A 22,190-nucleotide genomic window follows, 5' to 3' on the forward strand; every position below is an offset into this window, starting at 1 on the left:
CAACGTTTTCACCATGGTATCCGATTGAAATATCTTTCTTCTTTTCGAACAACGCTAAAAATATCCCGCTATTTATTCCGGGTACTTGCCGTTATGCTGTGGTCGCTAGGCGCACTGCTGACCACCTTCTATATCCTGAATATTCTGAATGAGAAAAAATCGGATATTCGTCAGGAATATAATACCAATTTCGAACAGGCGCAGAATTACATCCGGCATTCTGCTGATATTATCCGTGATATCAGATATATGGCGGAAAATCGCCTCAGCGAGCTCAGTAATTCCGTCGAGATACGCAGCAATGGCATGGCGCATAAAGCCGGTGAGCCAAAATATTATCCGCTTAATGTCAACGCTGAATGTGGCGATCTGCGTTCTTCGTACCATTCTTCGCTGGAATCGCTGAGCGATCTGATTCTGTACTGGAAAGAGAACTTTGCCGCTGCGTACGACCTTAACCGGATCTTTTTCGTTGGCGCTGAAAGCCGCTGTCTGGTTGATTTCAATATACGTAATACGCCGTTGGATCAGAAAAACCTGCTTTCCGCTCTGCATGAACATATGCAGAAATATATGGATGCGAAAAATCAGGATAAAGACAACACTCTGTATTTTGTGGTGCCCGGCGCGCGCTCAGATACCGGTTATCTTTATGTGCTAACGCCGGTGTTTATTGGCAATAAGCTGGAAGCGTTGATTGGTACTGAGCAGACGATTCGTCTGGAGGACTTTATCTCAGCGGGAACCTTGCCGATTGGCGTTACTTTGCTCGATCAGAATAATGAGCCGGTGCTTCGTCTGGCTACCGGCGAACGCTATGCCTCTATGCTGGATGAATATCCGGACTCACCCTCCTATTTTGGCTATGCAGATGATTATAACGACCTGATCCTAAAGAAGAATTTACTGCCTTCATCGCTTAGCATTGCTTATTCATTGCCGGTGAAAACCGTGGTTGAACGTTTTAAGATGTTGATTTTTAACGCGCTGCTACTCAATGCTTTGTCTGCGGTTGTGATTTTTACTTTAGCCTGGGTATTTGAACGCAAAATGTTCCGCCCGGCAGAAAATAACGCTTCGCAGCTGGAAGAACACGAGCAATTTAACCGGAAAATCGTAGCTTCCGCGCCGGTGGGGATCAGCATTTTGCGGCTCAGCGATGGGACTAATATCCTGAGTAATGAGTTGGCTCATAACTATATTAATTTGCTGACCAACGAAGACCGGGAACGCATTACGCGAATTATCTGCGATCAGCAGGCTAATTTTGTCGATGTGATGACCAGTAATAACAATAATTTGCAAATCAGCTTCGTCCATTCCCGCTATCGTAATGAAGACGTGGCGATCTGTGTACTGGTGGACGTCAGTTCGCGGGTCAAAATGGAAGAGTCGTTACAGGAAATGGCCGCCGCCGCCGAGCAGGCTAGCCAGTCCAAGTCCATGTTTTTGGCTACGGTTAGCCACGAATTGCGCACGCCGCTGTATGGCATTATCGGCAACTTGGATTTACTACAAACCAAGGAGCTGCCGCCGGGCGTGGACCGCTTGGTCACGGCGATGAATAACTCTTCCGGTTTACTGCTGAAAATCATCAGCGATATTTTGGATTTCTCCAAAATCGAGTCAGAACAGCTAAAAATCGAGCCTCAGCCCTTCTCCTGCGTGGAAGTGATTACTCATATTACTGCGAACTATTTGCCGCTGGTGGTGAAAAAACGGCTTGGCCTGTACTGCTTTATTGAGCCTAACGTTCCGGTCATGATGAACGGCGATCCGGTGCGTTTACAGCAGGTCATATCCAACTTATTGAATAACGCCATTAAATTCACCGATACCGGCTGCATTATTGTGCAGGTCAGGCTGCACGGTCTGTATTTGGAATTCCGCGTACAGGATACCGGCGTTGGTATTAATGCGAAAGAAATCAATCAGTTATTTGATCCCTTCTTTCAGGTCGGTACTGGCGTACAGCGCCACTTCCAGGGAACGGGGTTGGGGCTGGCGATCTGCGAAAAGCTGATCAATATGATGGATGGCGATGTTGAGGTGAATTCCGAACCGGGTATCGGCAGCGTATTTTCAATCCGAATTCCGCTATATAACGCGACGTTACCGACGCCTCCGACTGGCAAATGCTGGAAGGGGAAGACTTTGCTGATGGAAGTGCGGAACGCCCGCCTCGAATCTTATCTGACCAGCCTGTTTTGCAGTTACGGCGCAGATATTCAGCGTTACAACGGTCAGGCAACCCGTGGGGATGAGGTGCTGATTACCGATTACATTCCGCAAGTCGCCACGCCGCTGTTGGCGCGAATTCATTTTTCTATCGAACATATTGGTTTACCGCAGGAAACCCGGCCAGGCTACTGGGTGGTCAGCACTTCAACGCTGCTGGAAGCCGTTCCTCTGTTGCATCGAATTTTGCTGGATGTATCGATTATGACGTCCACGCCGCTGCAATTACCGGTGCCGGATAAAGATAATCAGGTAGATAATAGCGATATGCGTATTCTGGTGGTAGATGACCATCCGATAAACCGTCGTTTATTAGCTGACCAGCTAACGTCCTTAGGTTATCAGGTGCTTACGGCTAATGACGGCATTGATGCATTGACGGTATTGGGTAGCAATCCTATTGATATCGTGTTGACAGATGTCAATATGCCAAATATGGATGGTTATCGCCTGACCCAATGTTTGCGCGAACAGGAGCTGCATTTCCCAGTGATTGGTGTAACGGCTAATGCGCTGGCGGAAGAGAAGCAACGCTGTCTGGATGCGGGAATGGATGACTGTCTGTCTAAGCCGGTGACGCTGGATACGCTGCGACAAATGCTTAATCACTACAGTGAAAAGGTGCGGCAGGGGCGGTGAGTGGATTTGAAATAATAAACCCGACGCGAGAAAGCCGGGTTTATTGGTAGGAAAACCGCTTTATTACCCTTTATATTACTCTTTATCAACCTGGCTGATGCTGACGGAAGACAGGTAATTTAGCAGGGCAATATCGTTATCCACACCCAGTTTCAGCATGGCTGATTTTTTCTGGCTACTGATGGTTTTGATGCTGCGGTTCAGTTTCCGGGCGATCTCTGTCACCAGGAAGCCTTCGGCAAACAGGCGCAACACTTCGCTTTCTTTTGGAGAAAGACGTTTGTCGCCGTAGCCGTTAGCGCTGATTTTTTCCAACAGTTTAGCCACGCTTTCCGGGGTGAATTTTTTCCCTTTCTGCAATGCGGCCAAGGCTTTGGGTAAATCGGTCGGCGCACCTTGTTTGAGCACAATCCCATCGATATCCAGATCCAAAACGGTGCTGAGAATCGCCGGGTTATTATTCATGGTCAAAACAATAATGGCCAGATGCGGAAAATGACGCTTGATATATTTGATCAACGTAATCCCGTCACCGTACTTGTCTCCAGGCATGGAGAGGTCGGTAATCAGAACGTTGGCATCAAGTTTTGACAAGCTGTTTATCAGTGCAGTGGAGTCTTCAAACTCACCGACTACATTTACCCATTCAATTTGTTCTAGTGATTTCCGAATGCCAAACAAAACGATTGGATGGTCATCTGCAATAATTACATTAAGGTTGTTCATGTTATGGGTTACCTTGCTGCAACAGCCTACTGACGAACGAATCAATCTGGCTGATGCTAGTTTCGATCTTCAACTGATCGCCGTTTGCGATATGCTGTTCTAATGTTTCACACAGTTGCTTGCCGAGAACCAGATTCAACATAGCAAACACGCCTTTCAATCGGTGCGCGGTCTGCGAGAGCGATATAAAATCACGTTGCTGGGCCTCAGTATACAGTTTCTTCAAATCTACCGGTACTGTCTCAACAAACAGCGCATAATAGTCACTAGATTTTAACTGTTGCTCATATCCGGAAATATTATCCTCGACAGGGTTTTCTTCCGCTGTTTCCACGCTATGAGCGGACTCATAGGAAGAAATCTGCTGCTCTATCAGTAACAGAATGGCGTCTATCACCGCGCTGCCAAGGTTGTAGTTAACCCGAATATAGTTCTGTTGCAACTGTTGTAAACCCGGCTCGTCTGAAGTCAGTAAGAGGGTATAAGGCGCATAGTTTTGCGGGTTATCCGTTAACATTACGTCATACTCCCTGCCCGGCAGACGATCGTCTGCAATAATACAATTTGCACCGAACGCATTCAGTAGCGTAGTCACGATGGATTTCACTTCATCTGAAGTAATATCCAGCATCACGGTTACGCCATCTAGTAATTTCTCCTCTTCATCTTCTTGATTTTCGTGCAATCCCATAGCAACGCGGACGGTGTAACGGGTACCGATGTCCACTTTACTGCGGATTTCCAGCTGCCCGTTCATTTTTTTGCATAACTGATTGCACAAAAAGAACGTCAGACCAGAGCCCTGACTATAGCGATCAACCAGCGTTTGGCTTAGGAACGGATAGCTGAGATTACTGATTTCTTCGTCTGAAATACCGGCACCGGTATCCACAATCTGAATAGTCAGTAACTCTGGATGCTCAGGTTCATGTTTCACCGTTAAGGTAATTTTACCGTAGCTGGTGGTCACAATGGCATAGTTCAGCAACAACGCTAGCACTTTACGCAATGCACGTTCATCACCGATATAGGTTTTGTCTACATCTGCCAAATAATGGTTGAATAAACTCAATCCTTTTCGGTTTATGGACGGCAAAGCTTGCAGCAATAGCTCATCGATCAGTCTGGATAGCGAGAAATTCTGCTGTTCCGGTTGCCAATCCTGCGTTTCCAGACGGGTGAGCAGAGTGATGTTATCGATGAGCGTTAGCACGCTATCTGAATGCTGAACCAACTCGTTGACTAGAGACTCACGTAACTCTGGATCGGTGTCCGGATGCTGTAGCAACCGGTGCGCTAGCTGATTTAACATGCTAACCGGTTGATTCAGCTCGATGCCCAGATTATGCAACATCAGCTTCCGCGCCTGTAGATTCTTATCGTATTCGCGCCGCGCCATTTGCAGTTTTTTGTTCACCAGTACTTCTTTATCCTGATCGTGCAGCAGGAAAAGGTAAGTTTTTGGGGATAATCGACTGCGGAACATTCGTATTTCATATACTTCGTTGTTAACCGTTCCCTGAATGACCCCGTGATGCTGTTCTGCCATATGGGCAATTTTTTGCAAATTAAGATGAGGCAGCAAGTGCTCGGCAATTTTGTTGCTGGCCACCAGCTTACTGGTCGCAAAGTTATATACCAGTAATCCTAAAGGCAGGCTGGCAATAATTTCCTGATTCAGAGACTTCTGTGCTTCCAATTGCTCGGCCATATCTTCACCGGGGCGAACATACTGATGGCGAATCAAATAGATGCACAGCAGCGTCAGGCCGAATAAGAACAGATTAGTTAAGATCAGCCAGGAATTATTGCGCGCCAGATCGAGGGCCAGACCGGTCAAGGGAACGCGATACACTACTTTGAGCGAGGCATTGGCCAGCGGAGCGGCAAACTCCAGCCATGAACCGTTAATGGCTACCGAGGCGGTAGCCAAATCTTCCGGAGCCATCCCGCCATCGCCAATTGGCGTGTTGTCCGGCTGGAGCAGGAAGCTGGAGCGCGCCATATTGACTGGAATCAGATCGTTAATCGGCAAATCAAAGGCGATAACCGTCGCCAGATGGCCGGGATGGTTGAAGGTGGTTCTGAGCGTAAAATAATAGGCATTTTGAAAACGCTGTTTACGTAACGGAGAAAAACTTTCCCGCTCATCCAGCGTATTGGCCTGTTGCAGCATTTCCGCCCGGCGAGACTCAGCGGACGCTGTCAGGTAGGTTTCCTTAAAGCGGGTGGTGAGCTCTTTTAGCGACTGAGTCGTAATCAGAATCAGGCTGTTATCCTGCCCGTTCAGGTAGTACATGGAAAAGGTGTCGCTCTGTGAACCCCAGCGGCTATCCAGATAGTTTGACATACGCAAAGTCATGCCCAGCGTGGCTCTATCATGATTACCGAAAATCACCGCATCAGTTTTAGCTCTGGGTTTTTCAATGAAATAAACATCAGGCCGCAGGCGGGTTTCTTCTACACCCGCGGGTAGCACCTCATCGGCATCATTGTAGGCGGGATTGGTCGCCAACTCGTAAATCTGATAGGTATTGTAGCGATAATCATCAATACGCTGCTGCAAGCTGGTAGCGATATTATTCAGAGCAAACTTTTTTTCTGCCAGATATGCGTTGGTATAGTTGTAGCCGTAGAGACCCACGGCGATCAGCAATAGCAGGATAAACAGCCAAAAACAGCGGGCGATATTGGTCAGGCTAAGAGGTAACGAATTATTTTGCATAGGGATAACGCTGATTCCTTGATTAACGCGTTACTGTCCGGGCGCTGGCCGTTACGCTGAGTAACAGAACCGCTACGCACCCGAAGGCAAAGGGCAAACTACTGAGCTGTGCGATAAAACCTATCAGCGCAGGACCTGCCAGAATACCGGCGTAGCCAATGGTTGTCATTGAGGCAATGGCTAAATTCGTTGGCATAACCCGCTGATTGCCCGCAGCGGTAAACAGAATCGGTACCACGTTCGAAGCCCCCAACCCGACCAGCATAAAACCAGCCATAGTTGCCGTAGGATTATCAAAGCTGATAGCAATAATAAAACCGGCGGCGGCAAATAGGCTACCGCCCAATAATACGGCATAGCGGCCTAGTTTATTCACGATACGATCGCCGTTCAAACGCCCCATCGTCATAGCGATGGCAAAAATAGCGTAGCCCATGCCGGCCTGAGAAGGTTCGATACCGCGTAAGCTAGTGAGAAACAATGCGCTCCAGTCCAACATTGAACCTTCAGCCAAAAACATCACGAAACACAGGAAACCGAGAAACATCACCCAGCCTTTAGGGCGTACAAACAGCGGGCCATCGTGCGGTTCTCCGCTGCCTGCCAGCAGGTTTCTGTTCGCCATCGCCAGCAAGGCAATAATGACTATTACGGTAATCAACACCGCGACTAAAGGAGAGAGACCTAGCCACAGTAGCGCACTGACTCCGCCAGCACCGGCGATACCGCCAACGCTGAACAGGCCGTGGAATCCTGACATCATGGCGCGACCGCTGGCCTTTTCGACAATCACCGCCTGAATATTCATTGCTACATCAATTACCCCGATAGCAGCCCCAAATAGCAGCAATGCCACGGCCATGCTGATGGGAGTATCCATCAGTACCAGCAGCGGTAAATCCAGACACAAAAGGGCACCGGCAATCAAAATAACCCGGCGACAGCCCCATTTCGCCGTCATTACGCCGGTCAACGGCATAGCCAGCAGGGATCCAACGCCAATACACAGTAGCAGTAACCCTAATGACGCATCATTAAGAGCAATTCTGGCTTTGGCGAAGGGGACTAGCGGCGCCCAGGCGGCCATTGCCAAACCGGCAATAAAAAAGGCCAGGCGGGTAGCGATCTGTTGAGGAACGCCGGGCAGTTCGTGTTGTTGCTCTATTTGGGTGCTCATGTTGATTTTGGCTTGTCGTGAGGGTGAATAACTAAAATTGAGACTTGTTTCTATCACAAAGCGAAATCCGGGTCGAAGATATTCACGGCTTCGGACGGATTAATCGTGGGTTAGCGTGCTGGGTTGATAAGGTCTGGGTCGTTTCATTGGGGGGTAATTCAGCCTGTTATTATTTTCTCTGGATTTTTTAATGATTAAAAAAATTTAATAATATGGTTTGGCGGTGATTCTTCCAGTGATTATCTATTTTTATCATATAAAAAAATTCATACACATCGTCAGGGACAAAAAAACCATAAAACAACGATAGGTCAATTGGCGAACTGCTTGATTAAATGTAAAGCCATTGCAATTAGTTAGTTAACTTTTTGTCACCCCGAATGACCCTTTAAGGTTCGCCCCGTCATTGATTCCCCTACTTTTTATCATGATTAGTATTCACTCAAATAATGAAAATATTTTTGTACAAGCGTTGAAATATCTACTTATATCTAAGTATTAGCTTTTGAAGTAACTACGCGAAATTTTAACAAAATAAATGTATTTATCGTGCCTTGGTTCATTTTTACGTTGTCATCAACACCGAAAACAAGCTTAAACCCAGATTAACAAGGTTTACTTTACTCTCCTGCGTCTGACTACCCGCCCTGGGGTGGTTTTACGTGGAGGTCGCGTCCTGCTTGCTTTGTGAGGTTACCTATGGCGAACACCGCTGCCGGCTCAGTTGATATCATTTCCCGCCTAAATGGCAAACAAATCACCCATGTTGCCAGTGGCAATCAAATTGTGGTGCTTAATGAACCCAGCGTGGTGCGTATCCATGCGGCTACGGATAGCGTTGTTCGCTATGAGCGTCAAGGTAACGATCTGATTTTACATATGAAAGATGGTAGCACCGTACGCTATCAACACTTTTTCAAGGCAGATGCAGAAGGCCACTACAGTGAGCTGGTGTTTGATGACGGCTTGCATCAACCGGTCTATGCCGTCTTCCCTCCGACGCTGTTGGCCGCAGGGGGCGAAACCGTTGCTCTGGTGCCGGAATTTGCCGCCATCGATGGGCTATCCAGCCTGGTCTTAAGCGACGGTATTGCCTCCAATGCTGTGCTGGCTGGCGTTTTAGGCTTTCTGGCCATCGGTGCCGGGATTGGTATCGCAGCGGGTAGCAGCGGCGGTGGTGGCAGCGGCGGCGGTAATCCCAATACGCCGACTTTGACGGTAAATCCGTTGACCGGTGACAACCGTTTGAACGCGAACGAAACCCATGCATCACAGGTATTGAGCGGCGAGACAACCTTTATTGCTGCGGGTCAGACAGTTACATTGATTTTGAACGGCGTAACCTATACCACCACCGTCGGTGCCGATGGTAAATGGAGTTTCAATCTGCCCGCTTCGGTACTAGAGGGTCTGCAAGACGGCCGCTATAGCGTGATTGTCAAAGTGACCACGCCAGGCGGACAGACGCTGGAAAAAGATTTCACGCTGGAAGTGGATACCGTTGCGCCAGCGCTCACGGTTTCACCTTTGGCTGGCGACGGTATTCTGGAAGGCGCGGAACTGACTCAGCCGCTGGTGGTGAATGGTACCGCGTCGGCTGGAGATGCAGGACAAACCGTAACCGTTGGCTTTAACGGACAGACATATACCACCACGGTAGGATCTGATGGCAGCTGGAGCGTGACAATTCCGCCTTCGGCCTTGACCGGTATCAGCGTGGGTTCTCATCCGGTCACGGTGACCGTTTCCGATGCGGCGGGCAATACTACCACGGTAACTCAACCCTTGACCGTCGCGGGCAATGCTTCGCTGACTATCGGCGATTTTGCGGTGAATAATATTCTGGATGGAGCGGAACAGCAGCTTAATCAAACCATTAGTGGCAGTACCAAAGGCATTACCACCGGGCAAACTGTAACTGTAACTTTGAATGGTAAAACCTACACCGCAACCGTGGATACGAATGGTAATTGGAACCTGTCCGTACCCGCCGCCGATCTGGCGTTGCTGATGAATGGCACTAGCACCATTCATGCCTCGGTTAACGATCCGGAAGGGCGTCAGGTCACCGGCAGCCATGATTTCATGGTGAATAACAACTTCAGCGCCATAGCTATCAGCCCGGTGTCCGGCGATGGCCTGATTAATGCGACCGAAGCGCAAAGCGATATGACCGTCAGCGGCAGTACCAGCAATGTTGCTGCCGGTACTCAATTGACGCTGACTTTAAATGGCAAAACCTATACTGCGACCGTTGGCCTCAACGGCAGTTGGAGCGCGCAGATTCCGGCGGCGGATCTGGCATTGCTGGCCGATGGCAACATCACATTGACTGTAAGCGGCACTGATGCCGCCGGTAATCCGGTCAGCGGATCGCAGCAACTGGGCATTTATATCCACGATCTGCCGTCAGCTAGCCTAACCTTGCCTTTTGGTGATGGTTCATTGAACGGCGTTGACGTGCAGGGGAATCAGACATTAAGCGGTTCGACCGGAGTCAGCGGTGCGGGGCAAACCGTGAGCGTCACCATTGGTGGCATGACTTATCCGGCAGTGGTAGCAGCGGACGGCAGCTGGTCTGTCAGCATTCCGACTTCTACCTTACAAGGTTTGGGGCAAGGCCCGCAGCCGATCTCGGTGACGGTGAGCGATATCGCAGGTAACACCAATACCCAAGTCACGCCGGTATTGGTGGATACTTTCGCGCCGACCATAACCCTTTCCCCTATTGCTGGCGACGGAACAATTAACGCAGCCGAAGCCGCGTTACCGGTTGCCATTAGCGGTACTTCTTCTGAAGCGGGCTCGACTATTACGGTGAGTTTCAACGGCGGCAGCTATATCGGCGTGGTGCAAAGCGACGGTACCTGGAGCGTGAATATACCTGCAAGCGCCTTTGTCGGTCTGCCGGATGGCCCGGCATTGGTTAGCGTGACGGTCACTGACGTCGCAGGCAATACGACGACGGTCAATAAAACCGTCATTATGGATGCCGCTCCGGCTAATTTGCCAACGTTGGATATCCATAACTTTGCTGGCGACAACGTACTGGATGGCGCCGAGCAAAAAGTGAATCAAACCATCAGCGGGAGTACGACTCATATCGAAGCGGGTCAGGTTGTGACCATTACTTTGAATGGGAAAACCTACACCGCGACGGTGGATGGAGTGGGGAACTGGAGTACTCAGGTGCCTGCTGCCGATTTGGCGTTGCTAGCCAATGGAACAACCACCATCAATGCTCAGGTTGGCGATGTCAGCGGTAACCTGGCGTTTAAGAGCGAAATTATTGACGTTGATAGCACCAAGGGGGGGCTGGCTATCAACACCATCGCTGGTGATAACTTACTGAATATTCAGGAAGCGTCCGCCTCTATCAATATTACCGGTACTTCTGCCAACGTAGCCGTGGGGACGCTGTTACAGGTGACGATCGGCGGGGTGCCTTATTTTACTACGGTTCAGGCCGGCGGCGTTTGGAGCGTAACCATCCCATCGGTTAGCCTGTTCGTGTTGCCTGATGGTAGTACTCCGGTCACCGTTTCCGGGGTCGATCTAGGGGGGAACCCGGTTTCCAGTACTCTGGACTTAGGCGTATTCATACATAATCCACCCAATATTTCGGTCGATCCGCTGTTTATCGATGACAGGCTGAACGCTGCAGAAGTAGCGGTCAATCAGACGATTACCGGTTCTACCGGGATTACCGGCCCTGGCCAAACCGTGGCTGTGACTTTTGGCGGTGTCACTTATCAGGGTAATGTGGCTGTGGATGGTAGCTGGAGCATAACGCTGCCCAGTGCGGCGTTACAGGCTCTGGGGCAAGGTCTGTTGCCTTTCAGTATCATCGTTAAGGATATTGCGGGTAACGAAGGATTCTTTGCGACCAGTATTCTGGTGGATACCGTTGCGCCAACGTTAGCCGTGAACCCGGTTGCCGATGATGGCATTATCAATCTGGCGGAAGCCACTGCAACGGTAGTGATCAGCGGAACCAGTTCGGAAATTGGGGCGCAGATCAGCGCGACGCTCAACGGAAAAACCTATTTTGCAACAGTATTGTCTAACGGTACCTGGCAGTTCAGCGTGCCGCCGGCAGATCTGGTGGGGCTGGCAGAGGGCAACTATTCGCTATCTGTTATGGTAAAAGACGGCGTTGGCAACACGACAACGGTTTCACAGAATCTGACGATCGATGCCGATCCGGCCAATTTACCAACGCTGACCATCAATCCCTTTGCGGGTAACAATATTCTGGACGGTGCCGAGCAACAGGTCACGCAAAGCATCAGCGGTGTCACCACTGGTATTGAAGCGGGTAAGAGCGTGACCGTGACTTTAAACGGTAAAAGCTATACCGCAATCGTAGCCGGTGACGGCAGTTGGAGCACGCAGGTTCCCTCCGCAGATTTGGTGTTACTGGCGAATGGCAGCGCCACTATTACTGCTAGCGTCAGCGATGCAGCCGGTAATCCGGCGGTAGGCTCGGAAACTATTACGGTAAATAACCAGTTAGCCGGGCTGAGTATCAATCCGGTCGCTGGCGATAACCTGATTAATGTGGCTGAGGCCGCCAGTAATATTACCGTGAGTGGCGCCTCGACCAATGTCAATGTCGGGCAAATTGTCACTCTGACGCTCAATGGCAAAACCTATACCGCGACGATTGGAGCGGGCGGCGTATGGAGTGCGCAAATACCAGCGGCTGATTTGGCTCTGCTGGCTGATGGAACAATGACCCTGACTGCCAGCGCTACCGATGCAGGGGGTAACCCGGTTTCTGGTTCAGTAGATTTGGGTATTTATATCCACAACCTGCCGGTCGTTAGCGTCGGTCCTCTGTTTGGCGATGGTGTGGTGAATATTGCCGAAGCGGCGGTAAATCAAACCATTACCGGTAGCACTGGCATTAACGGCGCGGGGCAGAAAGTATCCATCACCGTTGGCGGCGGAACCTATACCGGAATCGTGGCGGCGGATGGTAGCTGGAGCGTCACGCTGCCAAGTGCGGCGCTGCAAGGATTGAATCAAGGCAGTCAACCGCTGATAGTGACGGTTTCCGATGCCGCCGGTAATACCAACAGCCTGAGCACGCCGATTACGGTAGATACCCAAGCTCCGTTACTGACTCTGGCACCGATCGCTGGCGACAACATTATTAACAACCCTGAAGTTCAAGGCGTAATTACGCTAAACGGGACTAGCTCAGAGCTGGGCGCTACCGTTTTTGTCACGATCAATGGACAAACCTATACCGCGGTAGTTCAGCCGGGTGGTAACTGGAGTTTGTCATTGCCAGCGGGCGCGCTGTCTGGCCTGAGCGATGGTAACTATGCGTTCACGGTGAAAGTGACGGACGCGGCGGGCAATCCGACCACGGTAACGCAAAATGTCGCCGTTGATGCCGACCCGGCTCATTTACCAACTCTGAGTATTCATGTTTTTGCGGGGAATAATATTGTTGATGGTGCTGAGCAGCAGGCCGCGCAAATCATCAGCGGTGTCAGTACCGGATTAGAAGCTGGACGTATCGTTACCATTACCTTGAATGGCAAAACCTATACCGCCGCGGTCGGCAGTGACGGCAACTGGAATACGCAGATTCCGGCGGCAGATTTGGCTCTGCTAAGTAACAGCCCGTTCACCATGACCGCCAGCGCCACGGATATTAGCGGCAACCCAGCTAACGGTAGCCAAAGTATTACGGTAGATAACACCGCTAGCGGTTTGTCCATTAGCCCGCTAACCGGTGATAACCTGATTAATGTGGATGAAGCTCTGGCCGGTGTTACGGTTAATGGTACTTCCAGCAATGTGAACGTGGGTCAAAGCGTGGTTATCACGCTGAATGGCAAAATTTATACCGCGACGGTTCAGGCTAACGGTAGCTGGAGCACCACGATCCCGACCGTTGATTTAGGGTTACTGGCCGACGGAAACATTACTTTATTCGCCACCGCTACCGATGCTGCGGGCAATTCTGTTAGCAGCAGCGCCGATCTGGGCATCTATCTACACAGCCTGCCAAACCCACAGATCAACACGCCATTTGGTAATGGCACATTAGATGCGAGTGAGGCGGCGGTTACTCAAGCTATTACCGGTACAACCGGCGTCAGTGGGTTGGGGCAAACGGTGACAGTGACTATCTCTGGCGTCGAGTATCAGGCGCAGGTTGGTACCAATGGTCAGTGGGCGCTCAATCTGCCGAGTAGCGTTTTACAGGGGATCGGCCAGGGGGCGCAGACCATTGATGTGACTGCTACCGATGCCGCCGGTAACTTCGCTAGCCATTCAATCCCAATTTTCGTCGATACCGTGCCGCCAACGCTGACTGTAGGCAATATTTCCACCGATAACGTTGTGAATGCGTTGGAAGCAACAGCCATTATACCGATTAGCGGCACGACGTCTGAGCTGGGCGCGACCGTTAGCGTTACCATTAACGGCATCACCTATACCGGCTTAGCCAATGGTTTAGGCGTCTGGACCGTCAATATTCCGGCCAACATCTTGAATCAATTACCGGATGGGACTTATCCGGTACGAGTTAGCGTCGCGGATGCTGCGGGCAATACTACCGTGGATACCCAGAATATTAAGCTGGTGACTCAAGGCGTGCCGGTTCCATTCATGAATACGCCGTTTGGCGACGGATATTTAAACGCCGCCGAAGCGGGAACCAGCCAAATTCTGACTGGCAGCACCGGCGTTTCCGGTAGTGGTCAAAGCGTCACGGTAAACGTCGGCGGTACGCCTCACTTGGTCAGCGTGGACAGCACCGGGAACTGGCAGTTGGTGCTGCAAAGCAGTGAACTTTTGGCATTGCCAAACAGTCACGTGGCGATTGTCGTTACCGCGACCGATTCATACGGAAATAGCGTGGTGTTGAACGGATCTGCGGTGGTAGATAAATTGGCACCGACGCTGAATATTGCCCCGATTACCGGCGATAACATAATCAACGCCGCAGAAGAACTGGCACCTTTGGCCGTCACAGGGACGACAGATGTTAGCGAAGCCGGACGTACGGTTTCCGTGGTATTGAACGGGATAACTTACACCGGTCTGGTGCTGAGTGACGGTAGCTGGAGTGTGGCGCTGAGCAATTCGGCGGTGCAGGCATTGGCCGATGGCAACTATACCTTGACCGTTAGTGTGCAGGATCTGGCGGGTAACCAAACCTCGGTAGATCGGGTGATTACCATTGATGCTAACCCGGCTAATTTACCGACCATCACCATCGGCGCGATTTCCGGTGATAACTATATCAGTCGGGCTGAGTCAACACAGGACGTATTGATAAACGGTGTAACTGAACGCGTCGAGCAAGGTCGTCAGGTCACCGTTGTGTTAAATGGGAAAAGCTATTTCGGTACGGTGCAGCCGAACGGCAGTTGGTCGGTAACGGTACCGGCCGCAGACGCTACGCTGTTGCCGGAAGGGCCACTCACGGCGCGTGCCAACGTTAGCGATTTGGCCAATAACCCAGCCTCGGATGTTCATCAAGTCACGGTCATTGCGTCGCTGGCGGATCAGCCTTCTCTGACGGTTGGAACCGTGGCTGGCAACGATATTATTGATTTGCAGGAAAGTCACTCGCCGCTGATTATTTCAGGGACCAGCCAGCGGGTTCCGGCTAATCAAACGGTGACCGTGACGTTAAACAGTAAAACCTATACCGCGCAGGTTCAGGCCGACGGTAGCTGGCAGGTCAGCGTGCCTTCTGCCGATGTGAAAAACTTGCCGCAGGGCAGTAATACCATTGAAGCCAGCGTGAACGATGCGGCGCAGAACCCGGCTAATGCGACTCACCCTGTTAGCGTGGATACTCAGGCACCGCTGCTGGTGGTGGACGTGGATACCAGCATTAACGGCGTGCTGAATCTGGCGGACGCATTGCTGGGCTTGGTGGTTCACTGCACCTGTGTTGGCGATACGGGCCTACAGGTGACCGTTACCGTCGCGGGCAAACCTTATCAGGCGACGGTGCAGAATGACGGCACCTGGACTTTAACCATCCCAACGGCGGATTTACTGCTGCTGGGCGATGGTTCGTTGGTCGGCGGAATGAATGTAAGCGTCACTGATGCCGCCGGTAATAAATCCGAACAGGTGGTAGATTTGACCGTCGCGGTGCATCAATTACCGACGCTAACCTTCGACCCGCTGTTCACCGATGGCATTCTGAATCATGCCGAAGCTGCTGTAAGCACCACTTTGACCGGTGTCAGCAGTGGGCTGGACGTGGGGACACCGGTAACCTTAACCCTTAATGGTGTAGGTTATCTGGGCAGCGTGACCTCGTTGGGCGTGTGGCAGGTGAACGTCAATGCATCGGTACTAACCGGTTTGGCTGACGGCACGCTGCAAGTTTCGGTTTCCGCTACGGATCCGACTACCGGCAACCCGGCCAACGGTTCGGCCAGTCTGGATGTGCTAACGCATAATATTCCGAATGTCACTTTCCCAACCTTGCCGTTTGGCGACGGCCTTATCAGTAAAGCGGATTCCGATTTAACCCAGTTATTAACCGGTCAAACCGGCGCTACCGGTGCTGGACAGACAGTTTCCGTCAATATTAACGGTGTGGACTATCTGGCTAATGTGGCATTGAATGGTACCTGGACGCTGTCAGTGCCGAGTCTGATCCTCACCGGTTTGACCGACGGTTCACACACTATTACCGTCACGGCAACCGACCGCGCGAAAAACGTGAGCGTGGAAAGTGTAGACTTCACCTCGATTATCAACAGCATGCCAGTACCGACCATCAGTTCCGTCAGTTTTGGCACCGAGCTGAATGCGACCGAGGCGCTTTCTCCAGCGCTATTGACCGGTACTGTGGGAACCCCCGGGACTTTTGGCAATGTGCAGGGTGTCACGGTCTTTATCAACGGTTTTGGCTATACCGCCACGCTACCGAATCCGCAGGATGGCACCTGGTCTCTCAGCGTACCGTCAGCAATATTGAAGGCCTTGCCGGACGGTTCATGGCCGATTCAGGTGGTGACCACCGATGCGGCGGGTAATACAGGTTCTGTGACTGGCTCGGTCGATGTACTGATTCACGGTCTGCCAAATCCGACCTTCAATCTTCCGTTTGGCGATGGCATTTTGACGTACGCGGAAGGCGCACTGACGCAAAATCTGACCGGTACCACCGGCGCGCTCGGGGCGGGGCAAACGGTGACCGTCGTCATTGACTCACTGGCGGGGTTAACCTTTAGCGTTACTGCGAATGCGGACGGCACCTGGTCGCTGCCTCTGAGTTCCAATGTGTTGCAGTCTCTGGCTGGTGGAAACCATACCCTTAGCGTCACCGTCACCGACCGGGCGGGCAATGAAGCCACTATCACGCCGCCGCCGTTTTTATCGCAGCAGCAATTGCCTTTGCCAACCATCGATACTCTGTCGTTTGGCACCAGCCTGAACGCATCGGAAGCCGCTGGTCTGATTATTATTCGCGGGACTACCGGATTGAGCGGTTTGGGCCAGAACGTTTCTCTGAAAATTGATATTGCTGGCGTAAGTTACCCCGGCATTGTTGATTCAGTCGGCGGCTGGTCGGTGAACATTCCTGCCGGTGCGTTAGGTGGTTTACTCAACGGTTCCCATTCTGTCAATGTCACCGCGACCGATTCGGTGGGCAATAGCGGCAGCATCAGCACGCCGTTCGATAGTTATGTTGTGTTACCTGTTCCAACGATCAATACGCCAATCTTTGGCGACTATCTGAGCGCCAACGAATCGAACGCTGGAGTCACCTTTACCGGAAACTCCGGCACTTTAGGTGCGGGTCAAAGCGTGAAGTTTTACATCAATGGCTCAGAATATACGGCGACCGTTAACCCATTGACCGGATTCTGGACTGCGCCTGTTAGTTCTCCTGACTTAAAACTGTTGGTGGATGGCGTACAAACCATGAACGTAGTGGTGACGGACGCTGGCGGTAACGTTGTGAATACGACCCAAGAATTCACCTCCGTTATTCATAATTTGCCGACCATCACCGTTGGAGCTTACAGCTTCGGTAGCGAGCTGGACTTTAGCGAGAGTCATACTAATCAGACAATTAGCGGAACGACCACCCACATCGGTATTGGTCAGCAAATTACCGTGAATGTCGGCAGTCTGGGGCCGCTAACGGCTACCGTTGGTGTGGGCGGAATCTGGTCACTGACGTTAACGCCGGTTCAAATGACGGCGGCAAGCTTGGGCGCCAGCCCGGTACATGTTTCTACATCTTATACGGATATGGCCGGTAATCCGTCCACGGGCACCGATCTGCCAGACTTCACCCTGAGCCTGACGCCGCCGGCGGTTAACCTAACGATCAACGCGGTTGCTGGCGATAACGTCATTAACGTTGCGGATAATTTACAGGGTTTACCTACTGACCTTATTACCATTAGCGGCACCGTTACTGGTGCGAACCCCTTATTACAAACCGTTACGGTATTGATTAACGGCGTGCCGGTTTCCGTATCGTTACCGATTACCAGTAATACCTGGACCACTCAGGTATTGGCCTCGCTGTTTGCCAACAACGCGACAACCACCGTTGAAGCAACGCTGGTGGGCATTGGCAGCCCGGCTTCGGCCACGGTATCCGTTATCCGTGATACCACGGCTCCAACGCTGACGCTGGCTGATTTTGCGGGTGACAACATATTGACCATCGACGAATCTCAAAGCAGCAAGACAATCAGTGGCACCGCCTCACTGGATGTGGTTGGGCAGGTGGTTACCGTCACGCTGGGAGCCAAAACCTACTTTGCAGAGGTATTGGCGGGTGGCACTTGGAGCGTGACGGTGTCGCCTACCGATCTACAAGCGCTGGCGCAGGGGAACGTCACTCTGTCAGCCTCGGTGAAAGACAGTGTGGGTAACGTGGGTGGCGCGAGTGAAACCATTGTGGTTGATACCGTAGCGCCGCTTATTTTGCTGGATGTCGGTACTAATCTGTTGAATAACCTCGGCGGATTGTTATCAGGTACGGCGACCGGTGCGGAAGGTAAAACTTTGACCATTACGCTGGGGAGCAATCCGGCAAACGTGATCAACGTAGTGGTGGGATCCGATGGTAAATGGACGGCCAATATCGATCCCTCCAATCTGGTTGGTCTGATTAACGGTCCGCTGGTGGCGGATATTACCGTGACCGATGGCGTAGGTAATACCGCAGATACCCATGTGACTCTTAGCGTGGCGCTCAACAATACGCTGGCGCTGGTGGTTGACCCGCTGTTTAACGGTGGCTACCTGAACGCCGCCGGAACTTTGGTTTCGCAGGTTATTTCCGGCGTTGCCACCGGAGCCGGTTTAGGGGCCAAGGTGAATCTAACCCTCGGCGGTGTGTCGCTGGAAGCAACGGTGGGTAGCAATGGTAAATGGAGTCTGACGATTCCGAGTGCCCAGTTAGGTAACCTCAGCGACGGTTTGGTTCACTTGGATCTGGTGCTGACCGATGCTAACGGTAACATCACCAATAAAGTGGTGGATCTGAACGTACTGAGTCACTTGCTGCCGAGCTTTGGAACCACCAGTCAGGTGTTTGGCCCCGATGGCATTCTGAGCGCGGCGGAAGCCTTAACCACTCAGACGCTGAGCGGTGTAATTAACAACGTTGCGCCGGGGGCGTTAGTCACGGTAACCGTAGGCAGTGCCTTGCTGTACACCACGGTCGGCGCTGGCGGTGCCTGGAGCATCAATCTATTACCAGCGTTGCTGGGTGGATTACAGGATGGTTCGTTGCAAATTGGCGTTTCGGTGAAAGATGTGGCCGGGAATATTGTTAATTCGGCGCTAAATCTGAATGTTTTAACTCACAACCTGCCAAGCATTACCCTGAACCCGATCTTTGGCGATGGAATCCTGAATCTGGCGGATGTATCGCTGGGGCAGGTCATCAGCGGTGTGACCAAGAATCTACCGGCTGGATCGACCGTCAATATTCTGTTTGGCAGTACGCCACTCAGTGCCATCGTTGGGGCGGACGGTACCTTCTCCGTACCGGTTCCGGCGGGCTTGCTAAGTGCGCTGACCAACGGCACGGTGAATGTGACCGCTAACGCCAGCGATGCGGCGGGCAACCCGACATCGTCAACCGGTGTGCTGAATGTCAGCGTCACCTTACCGCAAATTACCTTGCCAGCACTGTTTGGTGATGGATCCCTGAGTTTGGCGGATACCGCAGTGGCTCAGTTGATATCCGGTACGGTGAGCGGTGTAGCCGCCGGAACTCAGGTTAAAGTGAGCCTAGGGGGGAAAGATTTCTTCGGCGTTACCGCAGCCAACGGCAGCTTCAACATTACTTTGCAACCGGCCGATCTGAAAGCGCTGGCGGACGGTAATCTGTCTGCCATTGTCTCGGTGACCGATGCGGCAGGCAACACCGGCACCGCCAACGGCGCGCTGAATGTCATTATCAACAACGTACCGAAACTGATACTCAACCCAATCTTCGGCGATGGTCTGCTCAGTCTGGCCGATTCCTTACTGCCGCAGATTATTAGCGGGCAGGTGGTCAACGGTGTGGTTGGCTCGCAGGTTCAGGTGACGGTGGGAGCCACGACGCTGTATGCAACGGTCGGAGCCGGTGGAATTTGGAGCCTGCCTGTGCTGCCAGGAATTCTCTCCGGATTACTGGACGGTACGCAAAACATCAGCGTTTCTCTCACTGATAGCGTCGGTAACACCAGTAGCGCCAGCGGCTCGGTAAAAGTGCAAATCCATGCACTGCCAACCCTGACGGTGCAACCGATCTTTGGCGACGGCGTTCTCAGCGTGGCGGATCTGTTGACGGCGCAAACCATCAGCGGGACGTCGACCAACGTGGCCGTGGGAACGCAGATCAGTGTCACGCTGAATGGAAAAACCTACCTGACTACGGTGGGGACCGGCGGTGGCTGGAGCGTGGCGGTACCACCATTGGATCTGAAAGCGATTCTGACCGATGGCAGCATATCGGTTAACGCGAGTCTGACGGATGCAGTGGGCAACCCGGCAACGGTTTCCGGCTTGCTGAATGTTATTTCTAACGCGCTGCCGAGCCTGACGTTAGACCCCATCTTTGGCAACGGTTTGCTGAACGCGACGGAAGCGGCGCTGACTCAAACTATCAGCGGGCAAACCACCAACGCGGTGGGTTCAACGGTGAATCTGACCGTAGGCGGGCTACATTTCAGTACCACCGTGGGCGCGAACGGCAGTTGGAGCATCGCCATACCGCCGACCAGTTTGTCCCAGTTGCTGGATGGCACTATTGGCGTTAGCGCCAACCTAGTGAACGCCGCGGGTAATAGCGCGGGCGCGGCAGTCAATGTGACGGTGGGCATTCACAACCTGCCTACTTTAAGTCTGGGCACCTTCTTTGGGACGGACCACTACCTGAACGCCGCCGAAGCGTTGGCCGCGCAGGTAATCTCCGGCACCAGTACTCATGCGGCGGGGGGGACCGTTACCATTACCTTGGGCGGCGCTACGCTGACGGCTAGCGTCAATCTGGATGGCACCTGGAGCGTGCCAATCACGCCATCGGTGCTGACCGGATTACTGGATGGTACTGCCAACATTGGCGTGACACTGACCGATGCCGTGGGCAATAGCATCACTGATAACTCCTCCTTTACCGTTAAAACCCATGCGTTACCGCTGCTGGGGATTAACCCGGTTACCAGCCTATTGGGGATATTGCTAAATGGTCTGGTGGTTTCCGGTAGCAGTAAAAACGTCAGCCCGCCTGCGCAAGTCAGCGTGACCTTGCTGGGCCAGACACTACAGGGCGATATTGCTCCAGATGGTAAATGGAGCGTGAAATTCACCGGTTCCATTCTGAATCTACTGAATCTGGGCAACCTGCTGACTACGCTGGTCAACGTCGCGGTTACTGATGAAGCCGGCAACCATAAAGAGTTAACCGTCGGCTTGGGCGTGGGGTCTGTGCTGCCGCTTTCTCTGTCGGCAGAATCAGAGGCTCAGGCCACCAGCTTTATGCTGACCAGCGATACTGACACCAGCCACACCACCACGTCAGATCAGCATCAAACGGCGGCGATTAATGGTGAAAGTACCGATACCGGATTACACACTGCGGCTGCGGCGAATACGGTACAGGCGGAATCCACGTTGGTCGAACCATTGGCGCAGCAAATCGATAGCATCCTAATCACGGATGTGACCGAGGGCGGCTACACCATCGGCGGCGTTACGCTGAATCTAGCGGATGGCACCGTGCTAAGCGGTGAGTCGCTGACCGGTAGCGTCGAGAACGATGAGTTCATTCTGAATACTATGGACTTTACTCATATCGACGGCGGTTTGGGCACCGATACCTTGTTGTTGGGCGGTCTGCATCAGGTGCTGGATCTCACCAGTCTGGGGCTGAAAGTAGAACATATCGAGGTTATTGATTTAGGCACCAGCGGGACTAACAGCATTGTGCTTAATCTACATGATGCTTTAACCATCACTGATAAACCGCAGGACGACCTGCTGATTAAAGGTGCGGAAGGTAGTCAGGTTACGTTGAGTCATACCGAAGGCGGCGTCTGGAGCAGCGTGAGCCAGCGTATCGTTGATGGGCAAACCTTTGACGTATACCACAACTCGTCATTAGACAGCAGCAATACTCTGGGTGATGTACTGGTGCAGCACGGTTTGCAGGTGCATCTGGCCTGAGGC

At 52.0% G+C, this 22,190-nt stretch carries 5 protein-coding genes; 2 read left to right on the plus strand and 3 right to left on the minus strand.

All coding sequences use genetic code 11. The features are described from left to right. Nucleotides 1-24: 24 nt before the first annotated feature. Nucleotides 25-2,877 carry a two-component system sensor histidine kinase RcsC gene (rcsC, locus tag ACQ4OC_RS06490; protein WP_064517320.1) on the plus strand — a complete coding sequence of 951 codons (2,853 nt, stop codon included), beginning with the start codon at nucleotides 25-27 and terminating at the stop codon, nucleotides 2,875-2,877. A gap of 75 nt (nucleotides 2,878-2,952) precedes the next feature. Here the strand turns inward: rcsC and rcsB are convergent, their stop codons facing one another. The 3 genes from rcsB to ACQ4OC_RS06505 are packed head-to-tail and all read right to left on the minus strand — an operon-like array spanning nucleotide 2,953 to nucleotide 7,505. Next, nucleotides 2,953-3,603 (minus strand): response regulator transcription factor RcsB, encoded by a 651-nt coding sequence (gene rcsB / locus ACQ4OC_RS06495; RefSeq protein WP_064517323.1) that lies wholly within the window; start codon nucleotides 3,601-3,603, stop codon nucleotides 2,953-2,955. 1 nt (nucleotide 3,604) lies between these two features. Then, nucleotides 3,605-6,328, minus strand: a complete 2,724-nt coding sequence (gene rcsD / locus ACQ4OC_RS06500; RefSeq protein ID WP_430971027.1) for a phosphotransferase RcsD — start codon at nucleotides 6,326-6,328, stop codon at nucleotides 3,605-3,607. Nucleotides 6,329-6,350: 22 nt separating this feature from the next. Further along, complete coding sequence (locus ACQ4OC_RS06505; RefSeq protein WP_064517327.1) at nucleotides 6,351-7,505, minus strand: MFS transporter; 1,155 nt, start codon at nucleotides 7,503-7,505, stop codon at nucleotides 6,351-6,353. A 699-nt stretch (nucleotides 7,506-8,204) separates the two neighbouring features. Between ACQ4OC_RS06505 and ACQ4OC_RS06510 the strand changes: the two genes are divergently transcribed. Continuing rightward, nucleotides 8,205-22,187: an Ig-like domain-containing protein gene (locus ACQ4OC_RS06510; RefSeq protein ID WP_430971028.1), complete on the plus strand. Its 13,983-nt coding sequence runs from the start codon at nucleotides 8,205-8,207 to the stop codon at nucleotides 22,185-22,187. Nucleotides 22,188-22,190 lie beyond the last annotated feature (3 nt).

The organism is Yersinia sp. J1 (assembly GCF_050586585.1).
GTDB lineage: Bacteria > Pseudomonadota > Gammaproteobacteria > Enterobacterales > Enterobacteriaceae > Yersinia > Yersinia entomophaga.

Bases quoted from the DNA above. Each gene is read 5' to 3' on its own strand.
- rcsB (WP_064517323.1), bottom strand. From the start codon at position 3,603: ATGAACAACCTTAATGTAATTATTGCAGATGACCATCCAATCGTTTTG.
- rcsD (WP_430971027.1), bottom strand. From the start codon at position 6,328: ATGCAAAATAATTCGTTACCTCTTAGCCTGACCAATATCGCCCGCTGT.
- ACQ4OC_RS06505 (WP_064517327.1), bottom strand. From the start codon at position 7,505: ATGAGCACCCAAATAGAGCAACAACACGAACTGCCCGGCGTTCCTCAA.
- ACQ4OC_RS06510 (WP_430971028.1), top strand. From the start codon at position 8,205: ATGGCGAACACCGCTGCCGGCTCAGTTGATATCATTTCCCGCCTAAAT.